Here is a 22,577-nt window from a genome sequence, read left to right on the forward strand (position 1 = left end):
TTAAGACTGAGGTCAAATTTAGTTACTCCATTCTGGGATTGTTGGGCTAATTTGCTGCATAAGGGGGAGAACAATATGGAAATAGTATATTTTGCAGGTGGATGTTTATGGGGAGTACAAGCTTTTGTAAAAACTTTACCTGGAGTTAAGTTTACAGAAGCGGGAAGAGCTAATGGAACAAGTCACACTCTTGAGGGTGATTATGATGGTTACGCCGAATGTGTAAAGACAGGATTTGATCCAGCGGTGGTAACTTTCAGGAGATTAATGGGATGTTTTTTCGGAATAATTGATCCATACAGTTTGAATAAACAAGGACAGGATGTTGGTAAAAAATACAGAACAGGAGTATATAGTGAAAAGCAAGGCTTCATTACCGTTCAGAATAGCGTTCAAGGTGGAGCATATACAAAGGTTGTCGTTAAAGCTTTGACGTAATCATAGCACCATTGCAAGTTATCATCATCCCTACCAGAAGAATATAGTGTATGAGATATAGGTATAAGAATCTCTCTTTTAAGGCAACTCAGTAATTGTATCTATGCTTTAACAACCTAATTTAACCCTGTTCATGAATTTTTGAACGGTGTTATGTGTGCTGCGGTTTTGAGAAGATTAATAATTGTTTGTACTCAAATTCATGTCCTCAATGTACATAACTTTGTTTCCTCATACAGAGGTCGTTCAATTTAGTAGATCCAGTATGTTGTAACTACCTGAGTACAAGTTTACATAATACACCTTATCAGTCTTTCGCAAAGTACTACTCTTAGACAGACATGATGAACATATGTTGTGTTGATGGTGAAACTACTACATACCAATAAGAATAAAAGACGAGGTGTTTGACGATGAACAAAACAGATCTAGTGAATGCTGTGGCAACACAAGCAGAACTAACAAAAGAAGACGCTACAAAAGCAGTGAATGCATGGATTGAAACAATTTCTGTTACGCTTGCTAAAGAAGAGAAAATCCAATTGGTTGGATTTGGCACGTTTGAAGTGCGTGACCGAGCAGCTCGAACGGGTAGAAACCCACAAACAGGAGAAGAAATACAAATTGCTGCTTCTAAAGTGCCTGCCTTTAAACCAGGTAAGGAATTAAAAGAAGCTGTTAAATAAGATTAAAATATATTTATAATAGTGTGAAAATACTCTGGGGATGAGATATTCTTCAGAGTATTTTCTATTTAAACAAGTATCCTTTTCCTTAATGATTGCTCCAAAGTGTGTTTTCTTTCTTATTTTTAAATTCCTTTAGAATACAACTATCTTTTAAAAACCGGATACTATCTATTTTCCATGCATCTGCGGGGGAAAAACGGAATAAGTAAATATCCCCTTTGAAGTATTTTATTTCCGAATTATTACTTACCCATTCGATTTCAACTGGCACTTCAAGACTTATTTTATTTACTAGGTCTTCAACAGGAAAAACAGACATACGTTTCAAATTTATATTTTCAACCGATTGAATATGCTCTTTCCAGTCAATTTGCTGAAGGGAAATGGTTGAGATTATCCGGGAATCCTGCTGCTTAAATCCAGCTACATATGCATTAATTAGTTCAAACGGGTCAGCGCTGGTAACATACTCTTGAAGTTTGCCTGCTGCTTTTAAAATCATTAGTTTATGTGATAAATCTATGGAGTTTGTGCGGTGGGTCTTACTTCCATAAAAGTGGATGCAAAAATGACCAGGAAAATCATTTCCTAATGCACCAGCACCATGTGGCATCCCATGCATTGAAGCCGCAATCCATTGATCATGTTGAATGACAATAATAGCTCTTCGTTTCCAGCTCCATTTCCCGCCATATATCTCTTTCATTATTTTCGTATCCTTCGAAGTCAAGGGCTGAACGTCCGCATGGCGGTTTCCTGCCCGTCTCTGCACCTTAAACATTTTCCCTGTTTCCACATCCAACACTGTAAATTTGCTGTACTTCGGCAAAACCCCATCCACTTCCCCCCAAGGGAGCATATCAATCCGAATGCCCACACTTTCATCTTTTGCTAAAACATTGGAACAGTTAATGAACAGGATAATTGATAAAAGAATGCCCGTAATAACAGATCGCATTTATTCCACTCAATTTCATTATATTTTGAAAAAGCTTTAGACTACATACAAAAAGTTTTCCTAAAATAGTCTGGATGTATTCATCACTTACTGTAATTTAAAGAACAATGGAAAATGCTAATAAAAAACGAAGAGTGATGAGATGAAACTATGAATTAGCAGTGTCTTTCTTCTTTTTTTCTTTATCTCAGCCAGTGTTAGCTGAATCTCTTTCTTCACCGAAGAGTTATTTAGCCATAGTTATTGATGATTTAGGTAATAATATGAAGGGAACGGAGGAGATGATTAAGCTCCCAGTAAAGCTAACCGTTGCAATTATTTCCTTTATGCCATCAACGAAAGAAGATGCGGAGCTCGCTAGCCAATATGGGCATGATGTTATTGTTCATTTACCAATGGAGTCGATCAAAGGGAAGAAAAGCTGGCTTGATCCAGGCGCAATTACTACTGATTTAAGCAATAAGGAAATACGTAAGCGTGTAGAAACTGCAGTTAAGGATATACCTCACGCTGTCGGAAGGATTCATCATATGGGTTCAAAAGTAACACAGGATGAAAGAGTGATGAAAATTGTTCTCGAGGTGTGTAAGGAGAACGGTCTTTTTTATCTCGATAGCAAGACGACGGAAAAAAATGTCGTCAGTAAGCTGCTAACGAAATGAACGTTCCTTTTTTGGAAAACAATTTCTTTTTTGATAATGTATATACAACCCAACATATTACAAAACAAGGCAAAAAACTGGCGAGGAAATTAACCGAATATGAACAGCTAGTTGCTATTGGTTAAATGTTAATTTGTGGATGGAAATGGTTGGTGTTTTAAAAGAATATATTCCCATAGACGAAAAAAGGCGGACGTTGTTTCATTGTCAGAATTAATTTCAGAATATAAATTGATTGAATAAAGGACCGATTAATAAGAGTAGATTTACTGACGCTTAATTCCTTTGCGATCTGTTAATAAGGTACTTTTTCGCTCTCTATGGGGTTCTGCTGACAAACCCAATTATACACTAAGACACTTATTGGAATGTATAGCGGACTTCCCTATGTTGAGGCTATCTTGATCAAAAATAATAGCAAATAAATAGTTGGTAGTATTCCTACTTATATTTCATAGGAGTGTATTATTCGTGAAAAAAATTTGGATGTTACCCATTCTTTTATTCATTTCTTTTTGTTCCACAAAAACACCCGCATACGCTTTCACAGATAGTCGTGAGGCGTATGAAAAAACAGGTCACGTAATTTGGGAAGTAAACACTAGGGAAAAAATGGTTGCAATCACATTTGATGATGGACCTCATCCCATTTTCACTCCTCAAATACTTGATATATTAGCTAAATACAATGCAAAAGCAACCTTTTTTGTAGCAGGTAATAAAGTTAAAAGATTTCCTGCTATTTTAAAAAGGCAAGTAAAAGAAGGACACGAAATTGCTAATCACACTTATAATCATATTTATGACAGAAATATTACAGCTGCTAAATTAACAGCAGAATTAGATCAAACAGATAAAATTATAAAGCTGTTCACTGGTTATAAACCAACTCTTTATCGCCCAGTTGGAGGCCTTTACAATGATTTAATTATTAATTCAGCTATAAAAAATGGCAAACTTGTTATTCTGTGGTCATGGCATCAGGATCCACAAGATTGGAAAAGCCCAGCAGCCAGCCAAATTTCTAGACATATAACAAAAGGTGTTAGACCTGGTAATATCATTCTATTCCATGATTGGACTGGTAGCGAATTTTCTCAAACATCTCAGACAGTTAAAGCATTAGAAAATATCATGGAATATTTATACAAAAATGATTATGAATGTGTAACAGTATCTGAAATACTCTATCGTACAACAACAATCATTCCATACCCCTTTGATTTTTTTCATGTAGGGAACGATTAAGATAAGATATAAGGTTGATTTTATTTTTTATGAGGTTTGCTAAAGCTAATATCTTGGTATAAACGAAAAATATTAAAAAAGTCATAAAATCATTTTTGGTATTTTGTCCGAAAAAGACCTGTTACAAGTCCAGGACTTGAACTGTACTACAAAAATAAACAGCCAAAACCTATATGCAACGTTTTGGCTATTTTTATTAAGCGTCCCAGATAGGAATCGAACCTACGGCCTACAGCATAGGAGAAGTTATGAGATTCATAAGCGGGTATCAGGTTATCTTAAGAGACTTATGGAGATATCGGTGATTGTATCTTAGTAGATTATCAAGATAACGTATACAGATGTGTTAGGACAGTTAGGAGCAGGGGCTAAAAGGCTTCTATTTTTTTGTTGAGGAAGGCAGGTTGAAACCCTTTACTTATTTCCTGGATCTTGCTGGCCAACACCCCCGGAACCATATCGCCGCAACGCCCATTTCATAACCTCAATTTCTTTGACCGTTCGCAACAGCTGCACGTTCTTTTCTTTCATGATCATCATCCGTTATCATATATTCAACGTATGACAATGATAGTTTATCAAAAGGGGCAGGATACTTGAATAAGAAAACAAGTTAGGGAACACTAAAATGAGGTGTTCTCTATGAAAGCATACATCCTTTTAATAATAGTAATTATTTTTGTAATTGCTCCTAATAAAGCAGGATCAACAATTCCAGGACATACTGCCATAGCAAAATCTGATAAAGATAATATAACTGTTTATGCAAAAAAGATGGGTAGCCTATATCGCGATTTTAAAATTGATTTTAAAGGGGAGACTTACTTCAGACCTTTTTGGATGAACGATACTAGTCCTACCTATGCCCCAAAAATTTTCTATGAAGATATTAACAAAGACAAGAAGAAAGAACTAATCATAATCTTGACGCAAAGTTATGGTACTGGTGCTTTAGATGAAGAAGTTTATATTTATAGTTATACTAATGGATTGATTGACGTCCTTGTTGATAATCCTATTGCAATTATATATAAAAACAAAATTATCGACTGAAAAAGCCGAAATCAGTGTGGGTGACAAGGTATCTATTGTCGATATAACACCGCTAAAAATACGACCTACAAATTTATTTGCGGATATAGGTTTTGGCAGTATTATTGATTATGAAGTAAAAGACAATCAGCTTATTGCTAAAATCCCAGGTCAAATTTCTCCAGCTGGCTTTATTGGTGAAATTGTTATTGTTTATGAATATCGAGATAAAATGTATCAAGCAAAATCAATTGAATTTCAACCAGTAGATTTATGAGTTGTTAAACTAACTGGGCAGATTAGTTTAATAGTATATTGTATAATATTGGAATGTGTTTATCGGGTGAAGGAGGAATCTAATGTTAATCAGAGAGATAAAGCCTGAGGATGCTGAAAGTTTTGTAAGTCTAATTCGGCAAGTTGAATCTGAGGCTGATTTTATGCTTATGGAAGCAGGAGAAAGAAAAATTTCTAATGAGCAACAACGTAAACGATTGGAACAAATGGAAGAAGAGGCTAAATCTACGATACTTGTCGCTGAACAAGATGGTGGAAAGTTAGTAGGTTATTTAATAGCCATTGGTGGAAATGCAAGGAGAAATAAACACTCTGTCTATCTTGTTATTGGTATTTTAAAAGAATACAGAGGGCGTGGTATAGGTACAAAACTATTCCAAAAGATAGAAGAGTGGGCAATAACTCATAATATATTACGATTAGAACTTACAGTGGTCACTCAAAATGAAGTAGGAGTATCTTTATATAAGAAAATGGGATTTGAGATAGAAGGAACAAAAAGAAACTCACTTATGATAGAGGACACACTTTTCAACGAGTATTATATGTCTAAATTATTATAGTAAATTGTTCTTTAACTAACGGGTGCACCCTTTTTTTATGCAGCTACCAGGCTTTTTCAGAAGCCGAAAATGTTGATTCATCAACCATGTATAAAATCATGTATAAACGATAAAAATGGACCATTCGGAGCCCCTTGAACACCAAGGGGGTTTATGTTTCGGAAGTTCCGAAAATTTCCTTTATGTTAACTAGATTTGTATAGAGCATTCATGTGTTCCTTAGAAACCTTATTCAGCAAACGGACCGGATTTTTGAGGCGTTTTATAGATGGCATTCGCCATCATGCTATTTTATGATTATTTCTTGTTATAATTTGTAAGTTGTGGTGGCGGTTTTAATTGAGTATTCCTGTACGGGGATTAATTTTACAAGCCCTATTTATCTTGGTTATTTCTATCTTTAACAATATTAGAATTTTTGTAATGGAACATTTCTCTGTATATCCAGTGGTATTTTTTGAGTTATTCCTTGGCTTAGCCACCAGCTTTGTTTGTGGAATATATGGAATTATAAAAAGAGTCAATCCTTTACTTTCTATTTTGGTTTCTCTTTTGGGTGTATTAATTTGTTTGTATTTCGTCATTGTTTATCTTTTACCGGAAGCAGGAATCCCACCAGCTATCCCTTGGTTCTATTCTGAATAAATTATGGTTTCTTTTTTCAACTTAAGGGCACTTTAATCGAAGGTCACTTTTGAATTTTAGATGATCATTAACAAATAACAATCCATGATTTTCACCGTAATCGGGCGTACTTTAAAGGAGCCTCTTTTTTGTATGAGGTGATTTTACAGAACAGTGAAGAGTTTGCGGTAACATAAATAGAAAGTATTGGTATCTTCATGAAAGGGGATAAAAGTATGGAACATGAACAATTAAGAATTTTTGACAAAGAAAGAAATCAAATAGGTGTTGCTTCTCGTAAGGATGTACATAGAATTGGATATTGGCATGAAGCGTTTCATTGCTGGTTCGTCAGCAATGAAAAAGGAATAGATTATATCTATCTACAGCTTCGTAGTGATATAAAAAAAGACTATCCAAATCTTTTGGATATTACTGCTGCTGGACATTTATTGGCTGATGAAACAGTTAGGGATGGTGTAAGGGAAATAAAGGAGGAAATAGGAATTGATGTCCCATTTGATGAATTAGTACCGTTAGGAGTATTTGATTATTGTGTAATTAAAGAAAACTTTATTGATAAGGAATTAGCAAACGTTTTTTTATATAAGAGTGCGAATACATTTGATGACTTTACACTTCAAGCAGAAGAAGTTGCAGGTATTGTGAAAGCAGAATTTAACGACTTTACAAAACTTTGGTTAGGTGAAAGAGAAACAATTGAAATAAAGGGATTTGAAATAAATAAAGATGGTAATAAGACTTTGATTGAAGAATATGTGGGAAGGAATAAATTCGTACCACATCAATTTTCATTTTATAAAGCAATTATCAAAAAAATAAAAGAACATATTAAACAGATATAGACCTCTTAAGTAAAGGGGCGTTTCTTTAAGGTGAAATAATATTCAGCAATCGAGTGCTTTAGTCGAACACCGATTTATTTTAGGCACCATAATAATAAAACGTATGATATAGAACTGCAGCGAGAGCTGCGAATTCCTGAGTAGTTGCTTTTATAATAATAGTATCAGATTCCAAAGAAATATCTTTCTTAATGGTCATTGAAACAGTAGCAACCTGTTGATTGTCATATTTTAAGTAACCGGAACTTGTATAGTCCTTTTCAAAATAATATTCGTGGCTATCAAGTCTAAACGAGTACGCCTTTTCAATTAATTGAACTCTATGGGGGACAATCTGCACTATTTGTGAGGATGAATGTTCGGTCAATTTATAGCGAATTCCACGGAATATACAGTCTATAGTATAAAGAGGTTTTGTATACTCATTTGCAATTTTATAACAATAGGGTATGCCATAGCGTAATAACCCATTAACGATACGGGCAAGGAATCTATGTTGCTGTTTTCGCATTTCGAAAACAGTTTTACTATGTTCATTTATTATCGGCATTATTGTTGAAATATGTACATTACTAGGTACTTGACAAGTAAAACGTTCCATAGTGTGCCTCCAAATCATTCAATTCATCAATTATCATAATATAACAAAGATGTATTATTGAAAGCCATTTGTATTGGTACTTTTTTCTTCCGCAATCGGGCGCTTTAATTGAACAAGCAGCTAAAAAGATCTTCCAACCGAAGATCCTTTTTCAGTATCTATAAGGGTGATTATGTAAACTCTTTTTGAAATAAAATATGAGGAGTTTTTTTAGCTAGCTTATTAAGCTAAAGGGGGAAATCAGTTCAAGAAGAAGCCCCCATCTGCAACTAAATGGCAGGTTAGTTGAACAGTGTTGTTTAACTTGTGTTCAACAATCGGGCCATTTTACGGTATAACACTTTTAAAGTAGTATGGTTATATATTGTACCTTGCAATATACAGTACCTATCTGTAAAATATAACCATATACTGTATTTTATAGATAGGTACTATATATTATGTGGTACCTTATATTAAATTGTACATAACAATAAAGAGAAGGGGTGAGTATTCCTTGAATGTGCAATTTAAAAAAGGCGTTCTAGAACTATGCGTACTTGTACTGCTTGATAAGAAGGATCGATATGGATATGAACTCGTCCAGAGGATTTCTGAGCAAATTGAAATATCGGAGGGTTCTGTCTATCCTTTATTAAGAAGATTAACAAAGGAAGAGTATTTTACAACATATTTACAAGAATCCAGTGAAGGCCCTTCAAGAAAATATTATAGGCTTACTGATAAAGGTCGTGCATACTTACATCACTTAGTGGACGAGTGGAAGGAGTTCTCTGAGGGAGTAAATCAATTAATTATGGAGGCGGATCTCCTTTGAGTAAAAAACAATTTTTGTTAATTTTAAAAAAGTATTTACGGAAGCTACCCAAAAATGAAAAAGAGGAAATCTTACAAGATTATGAGGAATATTTTATGATTGGTGTAGGAGAAGGAAAAATAGAAAGTCAGATTGTAGAAGCCCTTGGTTCACCTAAACAAATAGCTAAAGAATTAAACGCTGTTTATGCTATTAATAAGGTTGAAGAGAAAAAAAGCATTAGAAATATGTTTACGGCATTGTTTTCAATTATGGGATTAAGTGTAATGAATTGTATTATTATTATAGTGAGTTTATTTATGCTGCTAATACTTACACCATTTATATTAGCTTATATCATTGGGGTTCCTATCATGATTCTATCCCCACTAATTTTAATTGTAATGGGATTTATTAATGGATTTAGTACAATTGGAAGTGGAGAAATCCTCGAGTCCATAAAAGGGCTTATTATAGGTTCTCTTTTAGCATTCCTAGGGTATTATATAGCAAAATTCTCTTTCATACTATTTACAAAATATTTGAGATGGAACATGTCAATTACAAGGGGGAAGAAATTATTATGAGAAAATTGTTTTTTAGTTTTTTAATTCTTTTTATATTAAGCGCATGTTCTCAGGGAGAAAATATTGACGCTACAGAGGATGAAATTCCTTCTACGCAGACCGTAGAGATTCCTGGTAAAATTTTCACCTCTGAAAAACAAAATAGTGTAATTGACGAAGAAGAAATGAAATTAAGCATAAAAACATATCTAGACAGTCATGACGAATTAGATAATGCTAGTTACCCATTTCAAGAGATTATAGATGAAGAAAAGGAATTAAATAAAAATGAATTAGAGAAGTTAGCCCAAATTACCAAGCTTACAAAAGAAAATGATGAGAATTTTTCTAACTATATCTTAAATAATACATTACCTGAAGGATATCAAGAAGAGTCTGAAAGAATTAGCCAGTACATTATAGCTTACAATGAGCTTCTTTCTGAACTAGATGAAATCCTCAGTAATTTTACAGATGACATAAATAAAGAGATCTTTTCGAAAATAAACATTGAATCAATAATGAATAAAAGTGATGTGGTGAATGGAAGAGAACAGAAAAAAATAGAAGAATTTCTTGATAAGAAAAATATTAAGACAAAAGCATTTGGGCGGGACCATTAAAAATAAAGAGAATAATTCATTTGATCTTAAAGTAAAGATGAAACATCGTTAGATTTAAATGTTTAGAAGTTTAACCTAAAAGCCACTATGAGATTTTTGGAATGGAAACCATCAGTAGAAAAATGACAATGCTTTTGAATAATTAGACATAGGTCAATGAGGTATGTAAATACAAGTTATTGTTTTAGTTCCCCTATTTCTTCCATTATCGGACGCGATTGTTGAATTAGCGTCGCTGTTCTTATTAAACTAACGGGTGCTTTAGTGGAATAAGGAGATTTAAAGTAATCAATCTTTTTTATAAAAAACAGTTCTTAAAAATAATAGAAAGCAATCGTTTTGATTAATCTTTATTCAAAACGATTGCTTTCTATATGCAGCAAAATCAAGGATTTAGAGCTTTAATAATCAAACTTTATTCTAAACCAACATTAGGCATCACAGATAAAGTTTTTACAATAGAGGATATTATATATCTAAGATGAACCTGTCGTTATAAAAAACGCTCTCTTTATATAAAATAAAAGGTTTAATGGAATAAATGGTAAAATATATAAAAATACAAAAAAGGGGAGAAACAATTGAAACGATATATTGTACTTTTAACATCACTATTAATTATAGCAGTTTTGAGTGCTTGTTCATCAAAAACATCTTTAGGACTTATAGATAAAGAAGCAGACATTATTAAGGATAAAGAAAAAACGGGTTCAACGATTTTACAACAAGGTGAGAAGGCAGGGCAAGAAGTTGTTGCTACATCGTTATATTTGCAAATCTACAAGAATGAGCTTATGAAAGTACACCTTGTCCCTATAGGCCAAGATAAAAACCTAGTCCTCGAATACTCTCCTTTCCTCTACTAGCAAAATGTCCACATCATTTACGACTTTAATCATGCGTATCACCCCTTCAATATTTGCCTTTAGATTATATGAGAAAGAAAAAAGAAATTCACTATACTCAGTTTCTATGGCACACATTTAGTTACAACGTATTACCAAGTTTAAAAAATGGAGCAGCGATAGAAGCATTTGATGTCTTAAAAAAAAATGAATGTTATATTTTTTATCAAAATAGTGAGCTTGTTTTGAAACTTGATAATGCTGAAAAAATAAAAGCTAATGATTTTAGGAGCCAGGATGATATTTATATTGTTGATACCAATTTTAATTGGACGTATGTAAATACACATGAATATAGCTGTGGACCTTATTTTTACGAATCATCCTAAGAAAAATAAAAAGACATTCCTTGTACAGAAAAATTAATCAACTAACGGATGTTATAGCATGATAAAGGGTTGCTGTGGCAGTCTTTTGAATGTAAGAAAATAACTAAAATCATACGTTCAATAAAACCCTCAAAAACGCCCTTGTTCCACTAACATAGCAGGAGAGAAGTTGATCCGGCATTATCAAGGCTGTTTCAGCATGGTTTAATTGCCGTTGCGGAGTATATTTCCGGATCTAGTTAAATACCCAAGAATTCACACGAAGTCTTACATATTATTTATTGTGTTTAAAAAATAAAATAGAGGAGGGATTATGTTGAACACAGAATTACAATATTGGACTGACGAAGTTGATCAACGGAACCAACCTCAACAAATAGAAAATGATGAAAGAATTATTAGCCATATGGGATTCGGTAGACCTGGTATAGGATTTGGAGGATTCGGTAGACCTGGTATGGGATTTGGAGGATTCGGTAGACCTGGTATAGGATTTGGAGGATTCGGTAGACCTGGTATGGGATTTGGAGGATTCGGTAGACCCGGTATGGGATTTGGAGGATTCGGTAGACCTGGCTTTGGGTTCGGTAGCCCATTCTTTGGAGGGTTTACAGGAGGCTTATTAGCTGGTTCTTTGCTAAGTCCTGGATATGGGTACGGATATGGTTATCCTCAATATGATCCGTATGGTTATGGATATGAATACCCATATGATTATGGATATCCATATGGGTATGGGTATTGAGAAAGTCAGTTAACATTAAAATTAACGAATTGTAGCTAGATGGTGCTGTCCAAAATAAAAATTTTGGGTAGCGTTTTTGCTTGAGTTTTTTTATCTGGCTTAATAAGTTAACGGGTGGCGTTGGTTCAAGAAGAAAACCCCGTCTTGGAAATCTTGTGAATGTACGAAAACATCTAATATCATACATTTGAAAACCCATTCTTCAACTAACAAGGCCAATAGTTGAAGAATGGTGCTATAATATCTTTAATAAAAATGTGAGGGAATTATTAACAATAAAATCAAGTGTATTATTAGGGAACTTCCGGTTAAAGAAAGGGGATTTATGAACGTAATTATTAGAAGATTATATATTGGATTATTGCTCGTAATTTTAGTGTTACCAACTGTTGGATGTGAACTATCTAAGAAAAAAGATGTAGAAGCAAGTAGCAAATCTCAATTTACTTTAGAAGTAAAAGGTTTACAAAGTTTAAGCGATAAAACAATATTCTATACAGAATCAAGTGAGGTTATATCAACCTCAGGAATAAATAATATATTCTACAATATTCAAGAGTATTATAACTCCAATAAAAAGGAATATCATTATGTTTTAACTCTCAAAAAACAATCCCTGTCAGACTATCAAAAAGAAATGGAAATTATTCCATACGATATAATTAAGTTCTCGGTAGGGGCAACACAAAATAAAGATACCAACTCATTTATCCACACTGTATCCTCGCCAGTATTTATTGAATTTGAAAAATCGTATGTAAAGGATGGTTCTTACTATTTGTTTAGTTCAAATAAATCAATAGATACCAAGGATTTTCAACTGGAAGGCATTTTTGTGAACTCTGTACCGATAAAGGATAAAAAGGCGGGGGAAGAAACCTTTCGTTTCATTACAAATGTAAATGAAAGCCTACTTACTAATTAAAATGGAATTTAAAAGACTTTGCTACTTCAACTAACCGGCGCTTTAATTCAACAGCGCGACCACCAAATTGGTGGTCTTTTTAATGTACGAAACTATACAGAATTATACATTCGTATTAGGGGGGAATAGTACTTATTTCACTAATATGGCAGTTTAATTAAAAAAGATACTGTACAATATTGATAGATTTAACAATTCGGGAGGTTTGAAATGATTAACGGTGGAGATAGAGTATTTGCTCTTTTTGCTTTGTTACCTATTATTTTTTATTTAGTTCTTACTGGTTTTTCCATTTATTTTGTAATCAAAGTAATTAAGTTCATGAATGAAAAAACAAAATTAGACCGAGAAAAAAATGAGAAGCTTGATGAATTAATTAAGGCCACTCAAAGTAAAAAAGATTAAATAAATTTATATTTGTATAAAACTAGCTTTTTTTATGCAGTTGAGAGGTTTCTTCAGAAACAGAAAACACTGATGTACCAATGGTACTCAGGGGGCTTTTAGTATGGTTACTTCCTGGAATTCCCTTTATGTAAACTAGATTTGTATAGAGTATTCATGTAATATTTTAAGACCTTGTTCAATTAAAGGGCCAGATTGCTGCATATTGTAGATAGATTTGGGGTTGTTTCCATGGCTTTTCTATTGTTCTTGGTGGGAATTATTTTTTGTATATGGCAGTTGTCCTTAGCGAGAAAAGGAAAGGTAAAAACATCTTTACTTATCGCGCCCCTTTTTCAGAAACGGGTCAGAGTGCGGAATAAGGGGCTAGGATCTACGGTTTATAACGAGAGGAGTAACAGAGGTGAAAGGGATTAAAGCATTTATCGCAGTATCCTTATTGGGTATTTTGTTGGCCGGGCTGTCTGCATGTGGAGGAAATGATAAAGGTAGTTATTTTTCCAATGAAGAAGAGGCTCTTAAACATTTTATTCAGAAAGAAGATGTTAAAGGGAATATTGACTTGGTTACGACAGTCAAAGATGAAAAGTTATTAGTAACACAGACAAGGGAAAAGACATACTTTGTAGGCGAATTGGCGAAGGACAAAAATGGATATTACACCGAGAGAATATCAGACAATGTCGCAATGGAGGATGGCGGTAGCTGGGAACTAAATACTTTGGGTGGCAATGAATACACCATTTATTTCGAAAAGGATAAAGAAGATTTAGGTTATATACAGTTATCCAATGGAGAATATAATACCCTGCTCGTAAAGGGACATACGATAACCAAAAAAGGCTTAACCTTGACAAGTGCAATAAAAAGAGTTGAGGTAGTAAAGGACTAATTCCGTTAAATGGAGCTTTTCGGTAGAAAGAATTGGGTTCCATCTTTATGTATCGGGCTATAATAAATAAATTTATATTAAACTAAGGTGAACCGTATATAAGTAAATGGAATTTTAAAACAAGCACATTCGCATGAAACGAATGTGCCTATTTGATTTGTATTTTATTTCTAGTAAAGTATCTGTTGCATCTAAGTAAGTCACTTCACAGGCGACTGTTTCTTCATTTAAGAAAGAAAGTTCTTCGCTATCTGCTGAAATATTTAAACCGTCAATGTAAATATTATAGTAGCTCGGATGTGAACCAAAACGACCACTACTTTCTTCAAAAAATGCAATTTCACAAATCCCCTCAGCAGATTGATAAATCCCGAGGTTATTATTAATTATGTCTATTATTCCTGTAACAAACAAGTACAGCGCACATAACATGAAAAACCACACACAATTATCACAAGATAGAAATCTTTATGAGTTCGTTTTTTCATAAGAAAGTGTGCAAGGATACTGATTAAAACGATTAGACCCAATCCAGCTAAAATCGTTATAGAATAAATTTCACTCATTTATGATTACTCCTATCACTGATTATATTACTATACAATATAAAGTAATAAAAAGGTTTCAATAAGGTTAAAAATTGTCACAGGTGATCGCTTTTCGCACAGGAAGGGAGATTATTAGGATTTTACCTGAGTTAGTAGCGAAAGTAGTAGAATCATTATTGGTTCTTTATTTATGTATGGTGAACTGTTCGTTAAAAAACGTACTTAGAACAGTAACGGTGAACCGTATCACAAATAATTGGAAGATAGGATTATTGAATAATCGGGCGCTTTAATTGAACAAGCAGCTAAAAGGATCTTCCGACGAAGATCCTTACAAAGCCGGTTCCTGAAGATCAAATAAGACCAGGAGACTTCGTTTTTTTCTCCACATATAAGCCGGGAGCATCCCACGTAGGTATGTATGTGGGGAATGGTTAATTTATCAATGCAAATAGCAGTGGTGGTACTTCTTATTCTTCCGTTGAAGAATGGAGAAACTTATATCCTTTCTTAGGTTTTAGACGGATTTAGAAACTGGAGGTGCAGGGTATGGAGCCAACTCAAAAGAAAAATTTCTTATTTTTAATGATCGTATTTGTCGTTGCTGCTTTGGTCATTATGTACGTTTTCAACTTGCGATCACAGTTGCAGGAAGTCAGAGCCAACCAAGGCAACTCTGAAGAGCAGATTAAATCTCTATCCTCTATCCAGAATACCGATGCATTAAAGATAAATCGTAAGTTTCTTGAAAGCTTTTTCACCTATCAAACCACTGCTGAACGATACAAAAAAATTGAACCGTTCATGATTGTTCAAGGATACAAGGCGACTCATCCTTTAGGGACGGAAATTCCGGATTCGGAGGAATCGGTCAAATCATCATTGGTGAGCCTGAAGCCTTTTAAATATCAGTCCTCGAAGACGGAAGCTGAATTTTTTTAATGAATTCAAGCTTACTACGGAATTTAATAATGTTGCTACCACTGAAATGGTTATAGTCAAAACATCGCTAATATATGTGAAAGAGCAAGGTTGGAAGGTTGATGATGTTGAGTTTATTGGTCAAATGACTGGTTGTAAATAAAAAGAAAAGAGTGTTTTAGTGAACTGAACTAGGAGTATAACTACATATAAAACACCCTTTAGGGGCTACCATAACTCCAGTTTCTTTTGGAGCTATGGTAGCCTTTTATCTTCTCCTTGGGGATACATGTCAAAAAACGGTATCTACTTGGTTAAATCAACCAGTAGAATTGCCAATTGACCCAAACTTTTATTATGAAAAATTACAAGGAAAAATTAATCATTCAACATTTGAGAAACAGAATGTATCTAATGTTACATATATTAGGAACACATTAAAAAATACAATTGAAACTAGTTAAATAAAGATACCTGACCCCAGAATGTTAAGTCTTCTGGGACGAACTTCCGATAGTAAGAGTCTAAATGTTGAACATATGGAAACTTATGTCCCATCCAATAATGGACTATTATGCACACGGCTCAAGTGTTAAATGAATAAAGTCCAATTTTTCAATTATAACACTAAGAGATTCGGTTTATTGAAATTCTATGCTAAATACCTCTTTTAAAATTTTTTATAAAAATCCTTTATATACCATATGAGGTATGGTGCTGTTATTAAGGAGGTGAGGCAATATCGATTAATTATTACTACTTCGGGTTAACCCTTTTTTGAATTTAATTCATTCTATAAGAATTATTTTTATTTAAATGGTCTGCCTACTGAATAATATTCAATATTATATTCAGAAATCCTATCTAAGGAATAACAATTTCTTCCGTCAAAAATAATCGGCTGATTCATTAGCATTTCATATTTTTCTAGGGGGAAATCTTTGAATTCGTCCCAATCAGTAGCTATAAAAACCATGTCGGTATCGGTTATAGCTTCCTCCAATGATGAAGCATAATGAATCTTTTTACCCAAAGTTTGCTTCGCCTCTTCAAGAGCTAGTGGATCATAAGCGGTTACCATTGCTCCCTGCATTGTTAGTTCTGAGGCGATTTCAATGGCAATTGATTCACGTACGTCATTTGTATTCGGTTTAAATGCTAAACCTAGTAAAGCAATCTTTTTGTTTTTAAAGTTACCGAGACGTTGCTTTGCTTTGTTCATTAACAAATACTTTTGCTGTTTATTTACCTTGATTACTGCTTCTAAAACTTCAAGTGATTGCCCAACTTCAGTGGCTTTTTGAATTAGACCACGGGTATCTTTAGGGAAGCAAGAGCCACCGAATCCAATTCCTGCATTTAAGAATTGAGATCCTATTCTCACATCTAGTCCCATTCCTTGTGCTACTTCTTCTATGTTGGCACCAACCTTTTCACATAGGTTTGCAATTTCATTAATGAAACTAATCTTAGTTGCCAAAAAAGCATTTGAGCTATATTTAATCATTTCAGCACTTAATAGATCAGTAAGATAAATAGTTCTTCCAAAAGGTCTATGTATTTCTTCGATGATAGAAGCTGCTTTTTTACAATCAGATCCGATAACAATCCTATCTGCAGAAAAAGTATCATAGATTGCGGAGCCCTCTCTTAAAAACTCAGGATTAGATACAATATTTACGTTCACTTCATATGTTAAATTCGTTTCAATTAACTGTTTGATTAAATTATTTGTGCCAATGGGGACAGTGCTTTTCGTGACTACTATTATTTCTTGCTTTGTAATGTTTTCGGCGATCGTTTTTGCAGCCGCTTCAATATAGTTAAGATCCACACTGCCGTTTTCGGCGGTTGGTGTTCCTACCGCAATATAAATAATCTCTGCAGCTTCTAATGCTAATTTAGAATCATTTGTAAAGAACAATTGACCTTTAGTAAGGTTTTTTTGCAATAAATCATTTAAATCAGGTTCATAAAAAGGGGATATACCTTGTTTCATTTGTGCAATATACTTTTCATTAATATCATAGCAAACCACTTGATTCCCTATTTCTGCGAGAGTCACCCCAGTCACTAAACCTACATGACCTGTTCCAACGATCGTTATTTTCTTCATATTTATTCCTCTCATTGCTGTATTTCTATCTGTACATAACTGTATTAGTTTATACCAAAACATAATAGGGCAAAAGCGGAATGATAATCAAAGAGTACAGAATTGTAAAAAAATATGTATTGACGGTGATAATCATTCTCGCATATAATCAGAAATGAAAATGAAATTCGTTATCAATTATACATATACCTAAACAGTCGGGGGATATTAATATGAGAAAAAAAGAATTATCAGCTATTTTTGCTAGTTTTTTATTGGCGGGTACGGTTTTGACAGGTTGCAGTACTAGCGAAAAACAGGCAAGTGAAGATGCCGTAGAGAAAGAGCAAGAACAAACCGTTAATAAAGAAGAAACTAAGAATGAAACGGAAGTAAAAGAAGTGAATTACGCACAGGTTTTCCAAGAAGCGATTACAGAGTTGGAAAAGGCTAAAGAAGGAAAAGAAGTAGACTATGTTAAAGTGACGGAACTTTATAAAAACAACTTGCAAAGCTTAGTGCAAGACAGGGATGCAGAATTTGAAGACCAGCTAGATCTGCATATAACAACCGCATTACAAGCTGGAAAAGACGGTACCTTGGACAAGGTCGTTGTTAAGCAATTATTTGATAAACTGATGCAAAAAGTCTTTTATACAACGATTAAGCATGATTTTACTGAAATCAATGAAAAATGGGGAAATAAAGAAGAAGTAACAAAAGAACTTGAAGAAGCAAAGGGATATTATGCAATACTTCAATCTACGGTAGAAAAACGTGATAATGCAAATGGAACAAATCTGGTGGATGTGATTGCCGGTGGATTTGAGGAGATTGAAAAAGCTGTAGAAGCAGAGAATCAATTAGGCTTTTCACTTGGTAAGCAAGTGGTTGATAAATCACTCATGAAAACGTTTTATCTAGCGACTGGTGCCATTCCAAATGGTTATGCAACAAAAGCGTCAGAGGCAGCGAAGCAAGATAAGGAATTAGCAAAAGTGGAGCAAGCAGAAGGTTGGGCCTTCTATCAATCTTTATTTAGTTATTTGAATGGACATGCAGCAGAAGAAGCAGCCTTCATTCAACAGCAATTTGATTTGCAAACGGATATTGCGACATTAAATCCTGATGCGGTTAACAAGGCATTCATTCGTGGGTTCTCTAAAATTGCTCTTGATGAATATAAGGAAAGTGAAGAAACTTGGGGAGAAGATAAATCTCCAATTACAGCTTTAGAAGGTGCCTTATTTATAGACATTATTGGAGAAGATATTAAAGGGTTAATTGGAGAAGCAGAATACAGCAAACTTACGGAAAAAGCACGACAATATTTGGAAGCAGCTAAAGCGAAAGATAAAACAGCTGGCGAGCCATTGCTGAAAGAACTACAAGACACTTTACAAACTGTCATTGAAAAGGCAGAATAATGATTATTTTGCCTGGGAGGAAACCTTGTGAAAATAACAAGGTTTCTTTCCTTGTTTATAAAGTTATACTAGTTGTGATAATAAATCACAACAATGGAGTGTATATATGAAGATTATTGTAACGGGTGGGGCTGGTTTTATTGGGAGTCACCTGACTAAGAAGCTAATTCAGGAAAATCACGAAGTATACGTAATAGATTGTCTTCATCCCTATTATTCGCCTGAAAGAAAAAAGAAACAATTGGAACATGTAGCGGGTTTTGGATCATTTCGTTTTATTCAAAAAGACCTTTTGGATAGAGAAGAAATGGAGGCTGTATTTAAACAGATTTCTCCACATGTCGTTGTTCATTTAGCAGCTTTACCTGGTGTTGCTTATTCAATTGAAGAGCCGCTGAAATATGTCGATTATGATATTAAAGCAACGATTAATGTGCTTGAAGCGTCAGGTAAGGCGGGGGTTTCCAAATTTGTATTTGCTTCTTCATCCTCAGTTTATGGAAATCAATCAGGACCCTTTAAGGAAGAAATGGCAAACGGGAACGTCATCTCGCCCTATGCAGCTTCGAAATTTTCAGCTGAATCTTTTTGTCATGTTTATGAGTCCCTATTTGGTTTTCAGGTAAATATTTTAAGATTTTTTACCGTATATGGTCCGTGGGGTCGTCCCGACATGGCGATCGGCAGCTTTATTAAAAAGTTAATGAACGGGGAGGAAATCACTCTCTTTGGTGAGGGAAGAGCACGTGACTTTACCTACATCGAAGATATCGTGAATGGGATTTATTTAACGATCCATACATTAACGAAAAGTGAGGTCATCAATATTGGGTCAGGAAGACCGATTACGATGGACTACCTACTAGCCCAATTGCGATGGCATTTCCCTAACATGAAAATAAACAAAGAAACTTCACGCGTTGGAGACGTTGTAAATACATGGGCAGATATCGAAAAAGCCGAACGATTATTAGGCTATGAACCAAGAGTAGATTTTATAAAAGGACTATCAGAAACGGTGAAGTGGGCTAAGGAAAATGAGAAGATTCTTTAAACTTGGTCCTGCTGTTTTAATACTCCTTGTTTTTGTATTCTTAACCTTTCACTATTTTGATGGGAAACAAGTATGGAAAGGTTTAATCGAATTATTTGAGCATCCTTTTTTGCTATGTACAATTTGGATCGTTTATTTCCTTTCTTTTTGTTTAAAAGCATGGGCTTGGCAGCTTTATTTAAATGGAAAGGCCCATTTTTCTACATGTCTTATAGGGATTTTGTATAGCTTATTGGTGAATCACCTTCTTCCTATAAAAGTGGGCGATCTAGTGAGGGCCAAAATTTTAACGAGGGATAATAAGGTAAGTAACGAAGAAGCTTTTCATTCAGTCTTTGTATTAAGGGTTCTGGATATGCTCTGCTTAATAGGGATTACTTTAATCGGATTGTTAAGTTTAAAGGTTAGCTTTAAATTTCCTGTATCGAGCATCATAGCTGGTGGCATTTTTTGTATGATTACTTTATCCGTTATACATAAATATTTTCCTAGGTTTTTGAAAAGACATTTTTCTTTGTTTAAAAAGGCTTTTTCAGGGAAAAATGGTTTGGCTATTATTGTAATCACCTTTTTGAGTTGGGTTTTAGAAGGCGGAATCCTTTATGGTACCGTCATTGTACTGAATGGAGAACTGTCACCTATGGAAACTGTGTTTGCAAATAGCGTCACGATCGCTGGACAAATTTTCCAGATTACACCTGGTGGTATTGGTAATTACGAAAGTTTTCTTGTTTTTGCTCTTAGTTTATTGGGATTTCCTCTGATAGAAGGGTATACGATTGCTGTCATCACCCATTTTATGAAATTCTTATTTTCTTATCTGGCTGGAGCAGTTGTTATAGTAATTTATCCTATCTCTTTTCAAACAATAAAAGGATGGATTAAGGTAAGAGGAGTGAGGGGAAAGTGAAAAGTGCATCTAAATTTGAAAAAATCGCTGCACGCTGTTGGAATTTATTAAATGAAGGAAAGCCATTTACACCGATTTTTGTCATGGGAACCATGGTTTTATTCCAGGCTGGTATTTGGGATTCGCCACAAGCAGTTCTAGATCTATTGTTAGCGTTTATTTATGTCATCCCTTTATTAATTCTCTATTTTGTATTTGATTTTCCGCTCTTTTTAAGGAATTATTTGTGGATTCCTTTTATGGTTTATTTAATTATATGGAAAGATATTGATATAGGCTTACTTTTATTTTCAATGGCACTATACTTCTTCTTTACGGTATTTTTCTGGGGAACCTTATATTACCACTTAAGAATAGGGACTTCTTGGTTGAATTTTACTCGTTTTTGGAAACTTGTCTTAAAAAATAGTGATTCTACGAGCGGAAACGCTCAGGAGCAACTGCCTAAGTTTTTATTAATTCTGTCAATTTGGGAAATGGTTTTTCAAACAAATCGGACGGGGGAGTCCATTAGTTTCGTAGCTCTCATTCTCTTTTATGCTTTTATACTCTTGTTTTCTTTCATCCTTCATCGGTATTTATTTGATTGGAAACCAAAAGTATATGAAACATATTCAAAAGATCAGGGGCCACAACCAGGAAAAGCGATTTCTGATAAAGTCATCGTCATTGTAGTAGATGGAATGAGAAAGGAACGCTTTTATGAAGCAAATACGCCCTTTTTAGACTTTTTAAAAGATAACGGTACAGAATATCTGAATATGGAAACCGTCTATCCTGCAAGAACCGTCGTATGCTTTAGCTCGATGTTCACAGGAACTTATCCATTTGAACATGGGATGACTTCCAATATGGTTTGGAAGTTAGGAATTAAAGTCGAAAGTATTTTTGATTCGTTAAGAAAAGTAGGTAAAAAAGGCAGACTCCTTGGAATCGCCCATTTAGTGGATTCAATGGGTGAAGATGTAGAAACTGTAACTGCGGTGATGCATAAAGATAAAGCTGACCCTAACATTATGGAAAGAGCGAAGAAAATCATGAAAGAACAGGATCCTGATTTATTCGTTGTTCAAATGATAGGGACCGATCAAACCGGTCATAGCCAGGGAGTTTTATATGATGAATATTTGCAAAAAATCCATGAAGCCGATGTGTTAATAGAAGATTTTGTTTCTTGGCTGAACAAGGAAGGCAAGATGGACAATACGACTTTATTCATCTGTGCTGATCATGGCCAAGCCGATGGGATTGGAGGGCATGGACATTTAGATGAAGGTGAAAGATATGTGCCATTTATTGTTCACGGTCCGCATATTGAAAAGGGGAAAAAAGTCGAAGAAAAACAAAGCCTTGTTTCCTTGGCACCAACTTTGTCATACTTGTTGGGAGCACCTTTTCCTAGCCACAGCCGGGGAAAAGTATTGTTAGATGCAATTAGTAAGAAGGAAGAGGACTAAA

General features: G+C 34.4%; 27 protein-coding genes and 1 pseudogene. 24 read left to right on the top strand and 4 right to left on the bottom strand.

Annotated features, from left to right (window positions below):
- Positions 1–75: 75 nt before the first annotated feature.
- Both JNUCC23_RS10310 and JNUCC23_RS10315 read left to right on the top strand, forming a co-directional pair.
- Positions 76–360: pseudogene (locus tag JNUCC23_RS10310) on the top strand (peptide-methionine (S)-S-oxide reductase); the annotation flags it as partial.
- 491 nt (positions 361–851) lie between these two features.
- Complete coding sequence (locus tag JNUCC23_RS10315) at positions 852–1,124, top strand: HU family DNA-binding protein (RefSeq protein WP_454215635.1); 273 nt, start codon at positions 852–854, stop codon at positions 1,122–1,124.
- A gap of 88 nt (positions 1,125–1,212) precedes the next feature.
- Here JNUCC23_RS10315 and JNUCC23_RS10320 read toward each other — a convergent pair whose 3' ends face one another.
- On the bottom strand, positions 1,213–2,085 hold the full coding sequence (locus JNUCC23_RS10320) for a hypothetical protein (protein ID WP_454215637.1): 873 nt from the start codon (positions 2,083–2,085) through the stop codon (positions 1,213–1,215).
- Between the two features lie 281 nt (positions 2,086–2,366).
- Between JNUCC23_RS10320 and JNUCC23_RS10325 the strand changes: the two genes are divergently transcribed.
- From JNUCC23_RS10325 to JNUCC23_RS10355, 7 genes are all read left to right on the top strand, one after another.
- Positions 2,367–2,747, top strand: a complete 381-nt coding sequence (locus tag JNUCC23_RS10325; protein ID WP_454215639.1) for a divergent polysaccharide deacetylase family protein — start codon at positions 2,367–2,369, stop codon at positions 2,745–2,747.
- Between the two features lie 471 nt (positions 2,748–3,218).
- Positions 3,219–3,995, top strand: coding sequence for a polysaccharide deacetylase family protein (locus tag JNUCC23_RS10330; RefSeq protein ID WP_454215641.1), 777 nt, complete (start codon positions 3,219–3,221; stop codon positions 3,993–3,995).
- A 642-nt stretch (positions 3,996–4,637) separates the two neighbouring features.
- Positions 4,638–5,048 carry a hypothetical protein gene (locus JNUCC23_RS10335; protein WP_454215642.1) on the top strand — a complete coding sequence of 137 codons (411 nt, stop codon included), beginning with the start codon at positions 4,638–4,640 and terminating at the stop codon, positions 5,046–5,048.
- A 16-nt stretch (positions 5,049–5,064) separates the two neighbouring features.
- Complete coding sequence (locus JNUCC23_RS10340) at positions 5,065–5,304, top strand: hypothetical protein (protein ID WP_454215644.1); 240 nt, start codon at positions 5,065–5,067, stop codon at positions 5,302–5,304.
- Positions 5,305–5,386: 82 nt separating this feature from the next.
- Positions 5,387–5,887 (top strand): N-acetyltransferase family protein, encoded by a 501-nt coding sequence (locus tag JNUCC23_RS10345; protein WP_454215646.1) that lies wholly within the window; start codon positions 5,387–5,389, stop codon positions 5,885–5,887.
- A gap of 339 nt (positions 5,888–6,226) precedes the next feature.
- Entirely contained in the window at positions 6,227–6,532 is a 306-nt protein-coding gene (locus JNUCC23_RS10350; protein ID WP_403073901.1) for a hypothetical protein, read from the top strand.
- A 215-nt stretch (positions 6,533–6,747) separates the two neighbouring features.
- Complete coding sequence (locus tag JNUCC23_RS10355) at positions 6,748–7,377, top strand: NUDIX hydrolase (protein ID WP_454215649.1); 630 nt, start codon at positions 6,748–6,750, stop codon at positions 7,375–7,377.
- A 79-nt stretch (positions 7,378–7,456) separates the two neighbouring features.
- Here JNUCC23_RS10355 and JNUCC23_RS10360 read toward each other — a convergent pair whose 3' ends face one another.
- The gene (locus tag JNUCC23_RS10360) at positions 7,457–7,978 is read right to left on the bottom strand and encodes a tubby C-terminal domain-like protein (RefSeq protein WP_454215651.1); all 522 of its coding nucleotides are present in this window, start codon (positions 7,976–7,978) and stop codon (positions 7,457–7,459) included.
- 496 nt (positions 7,979–8,474) lie between these two features.
- On the opposite strand from JNUCC23_RS10360, the gene JNUCC23_RS10365 reads away from it, so the two are divergent.
- The 9 genes from JNUCC23_RS10365 (at position 8,475) to JNUCC23_RS10405 (ending at position 14,164) form a co-directional block, all read left to right on the top strand.
- Positions 8,475–8,795: a PadR family transcriptional regulator gene (locus tag JNUCC23_RS10365; RefSeq protein WP_454215653.1), complete on the top strand. Its 321-nt coding sequence runs from the start codon at positions 8,475–8,477 to the stop codon at positions 8,793–8,795.
- Complete coding sequence (locus tag JNUCC23_RS10370) at positions 8,792–9,361, top strand: HAAS signaling domain-containing protein (RefSeq protein ID WP_403073907.1); 570 nt, start codon at positions 8,792–8,794, stop codon at positions 9,359–9,361. The genes JNUCC23_RS10365 and JNUCC23_RS10370 overlap by 4 nt, the downstream gene beginning before the upstream one ends.
- Complete coding sequence (locus JNUCC23_RS10375; RefSeq protein ID WP_454215655.1) at positions 9,358–9,963, top strand: NDxxF motif lipoprotein; 606 nt, start codon at positions 9,358–9,360, stop codon at positions 9,961–9,963. Before JNUCC23_RS10370 ends, JNUCC23_RS10375 begins: the two co-directional genes overlap by 4 nt.
- A 581-nt stretch (positions 9,964–10,544) precedes the next feature.
- Positions 10,545–10,829, top strand: a complete 285-nt coding sequence (locus tag JNUCC23_RS10380) for a hypothetical protein (protein ID WP_454215657.1) — start codon at positions 10,545–10,547, stop codon at positions 10,827–10,829.
- Between the two features lie 68 nt (positions 10,830–10,897).
- Complete coding sequence (locus JNUCC23_RS10385; protein ID WP_454215658.1) at positions 10,898–11,197, top strand: DUF4275 family protein; 300 nt, start codon at positions 10,898–10,900, stop codon at positions 11,195–11,197.
- Between the two features lie 316 nt (positions 11,198–11,513).
- Positions 11,514–11,942 (top strand): hypothetical protein, encoded by a 429-nt coding sequence (locus JNUCC23_RS10390; RefSeq protein ID WP_454215660.1) that lies wholly within the window; start codon positions 11,514–11,516, stop codon positions 11,940–11,942.
- A 325-nt stretch (positions 11,943–12,267) separates the two neighbouring features.
- Positions 12,268–12,867, top strand: coding sequence for a hypothetical protein (locus JNUCC23_RS10395; RefSeq protein WP_454215662.1), 600 nt, complete (start codon positions 12,268–12,270; stop codon positions 12,865–12,867).
- 210 nt (positions 12,868–13,077) lie between these two features.
- Positions 13,078–13,272: a hypothetical protein gene (locus JNUCC23_RS10400; protein WP_403073921.1), complete on the top strand. Its 195-nt coding sequence runs from the start codon at positions 13,078–13,080 to the stop codon at positions 13,270–13,272.
- Positions 13,273–13,675: 403 nt separating this feature from the next.
- A complete protein-coding gene (locus tag JNUCC23_RS10405; protein ID WP_454215664.1) occupies positions 13,676–14,164 on the top strand; it encodes a hypothetical protein in 489 nt (162 codons plus the stop codon).
- Between the two features lie 114 nt (positions 14,165–14,278).
- Here the strand turns inward: JNUCC23_RS10405 and JNUCC23_RS10410 are convergent, their stop codons facing one another.
- Entirely contained in the window at positions 14,279–14,578 is a 300-nt protein-coding gene (locus tag JNUCC23_RS10410) for a hypothetical protein (protein WP_454215666.1), read from the bottom strand.
- A gap of 491 nt (positions 14,579–15,069) precedes the next feature.
- On the opposite strand from JNUCC23_RS10410, the gene JNUCC23_RS10415 reads away from it, so the two are divergent.
- On the top strand, positions 15,070–15,150 hold the full coding sequence (locus JNUCC23_RS10415) for an NlpC/P60 family protein (protein ID WP_454216027.1): 81 nt from the start codon (positions 15,070–15,072) through the stop codon (positions 15,148–15,150).
- 111 nt (positions 15,151–15,261) lie between these two features.
- Positions 15,262–15,654, top strand: a complete 393-nt coding sequence (locus JNUCC23_RS10420) for a hypothetical protein (RefSeq protein WP_454215667.1) — start codon at positions 15,262–15,264, stop codon at positions 15,652–15,654.
- Between the two features lie 787 nt (positions 15,655–16,441).
- Here the strand turns inward: JNUCC23_RS10420 and JNUCC23_RS10425 are convergent.
- Positions 16,442–17,749, bottom strand: a complete 1,308-nt coding sequence (locus JNUCC23_RS10425) for a UDP-glucose dehydrogenase family protein (protein WP_454215669.1) — start codon at positions 17,747–17,749, stop codon at positions 16,442–16,444.
- Between the two features lie 206 nt (positions 17,750–17,955).
- Between JNUCC23_RS10425 and JNUCC23_RS10430 the strand changes: the two genes are divergently transcribed.
- The 4 genes from JNUCC23_RS10430 to JNUCC23_RS10445 all read left to right on the top strand — a co-directional run bounded on the left by JNUCC23_RS10430 (position 17,956) and on the right by JNUCC23_RS10445 (position 22,576).
- Positions 17,956–19,155 carry a hypothetical protein gene (locus JNUCC23_RS10430; RefSeq protein ID WP_454216029.1) on the top strand — a complete coding sequence of 400 codons (1,200 nt, stop codon included), beginning with the start codon at positions 17,956–17,958 and terminating at the stop codon, positions 19,153–19,155.
- A 106-nt stretch (positions 19,156–19,261) separates the two neighbouring features.
- Positions 19,262–20,209 carry an NAD-dependent epimerase/dehydratase family protein gene (locus tag JNUCC23_RS10435; RefSeq protein ID WP_454215671.1) on the top strand — a complete coding sequence of 316 codons (948 nt, stop codon included), beginning with the start codon at positions 19,262–19,264 and terminating at the stop codon, positions 20,207–20,209.
- Positions 20,193–21,119, top strand: coding sequence for a lysylphosphatidylglycerol synthase transmembrane domain-containing protein (locus tag JNUCC23_RS10440; protein WP_454215673.1), 927 nt, complete (start codon positions 20,193–20,195; stop codon positions 21,117–21,119). Before JNUCC23_RS10435 ends, JNUCC23_RS10440 begins: the two co-directional genes overlap by 17 nt.
- Entirely contained in the window at positions 21,116–22,576 is a 1,461-nt protein-coding gene (locus JNUCC23_RS10445) for an alkaline phosphatase family protein (protein WP_454215675.1), read from the top strand. The genes JNUCC23_RS10440 and JNUCC23_RS10445 overlap by 4 nt, the downstream gene beginning before the upstream one ends.
- Position 22,577: the final 1 nt, after the last annotated feature.

It is taken from the genome of Peribacillus sp. JNUCC 23 (assembly GCF_053653995.1).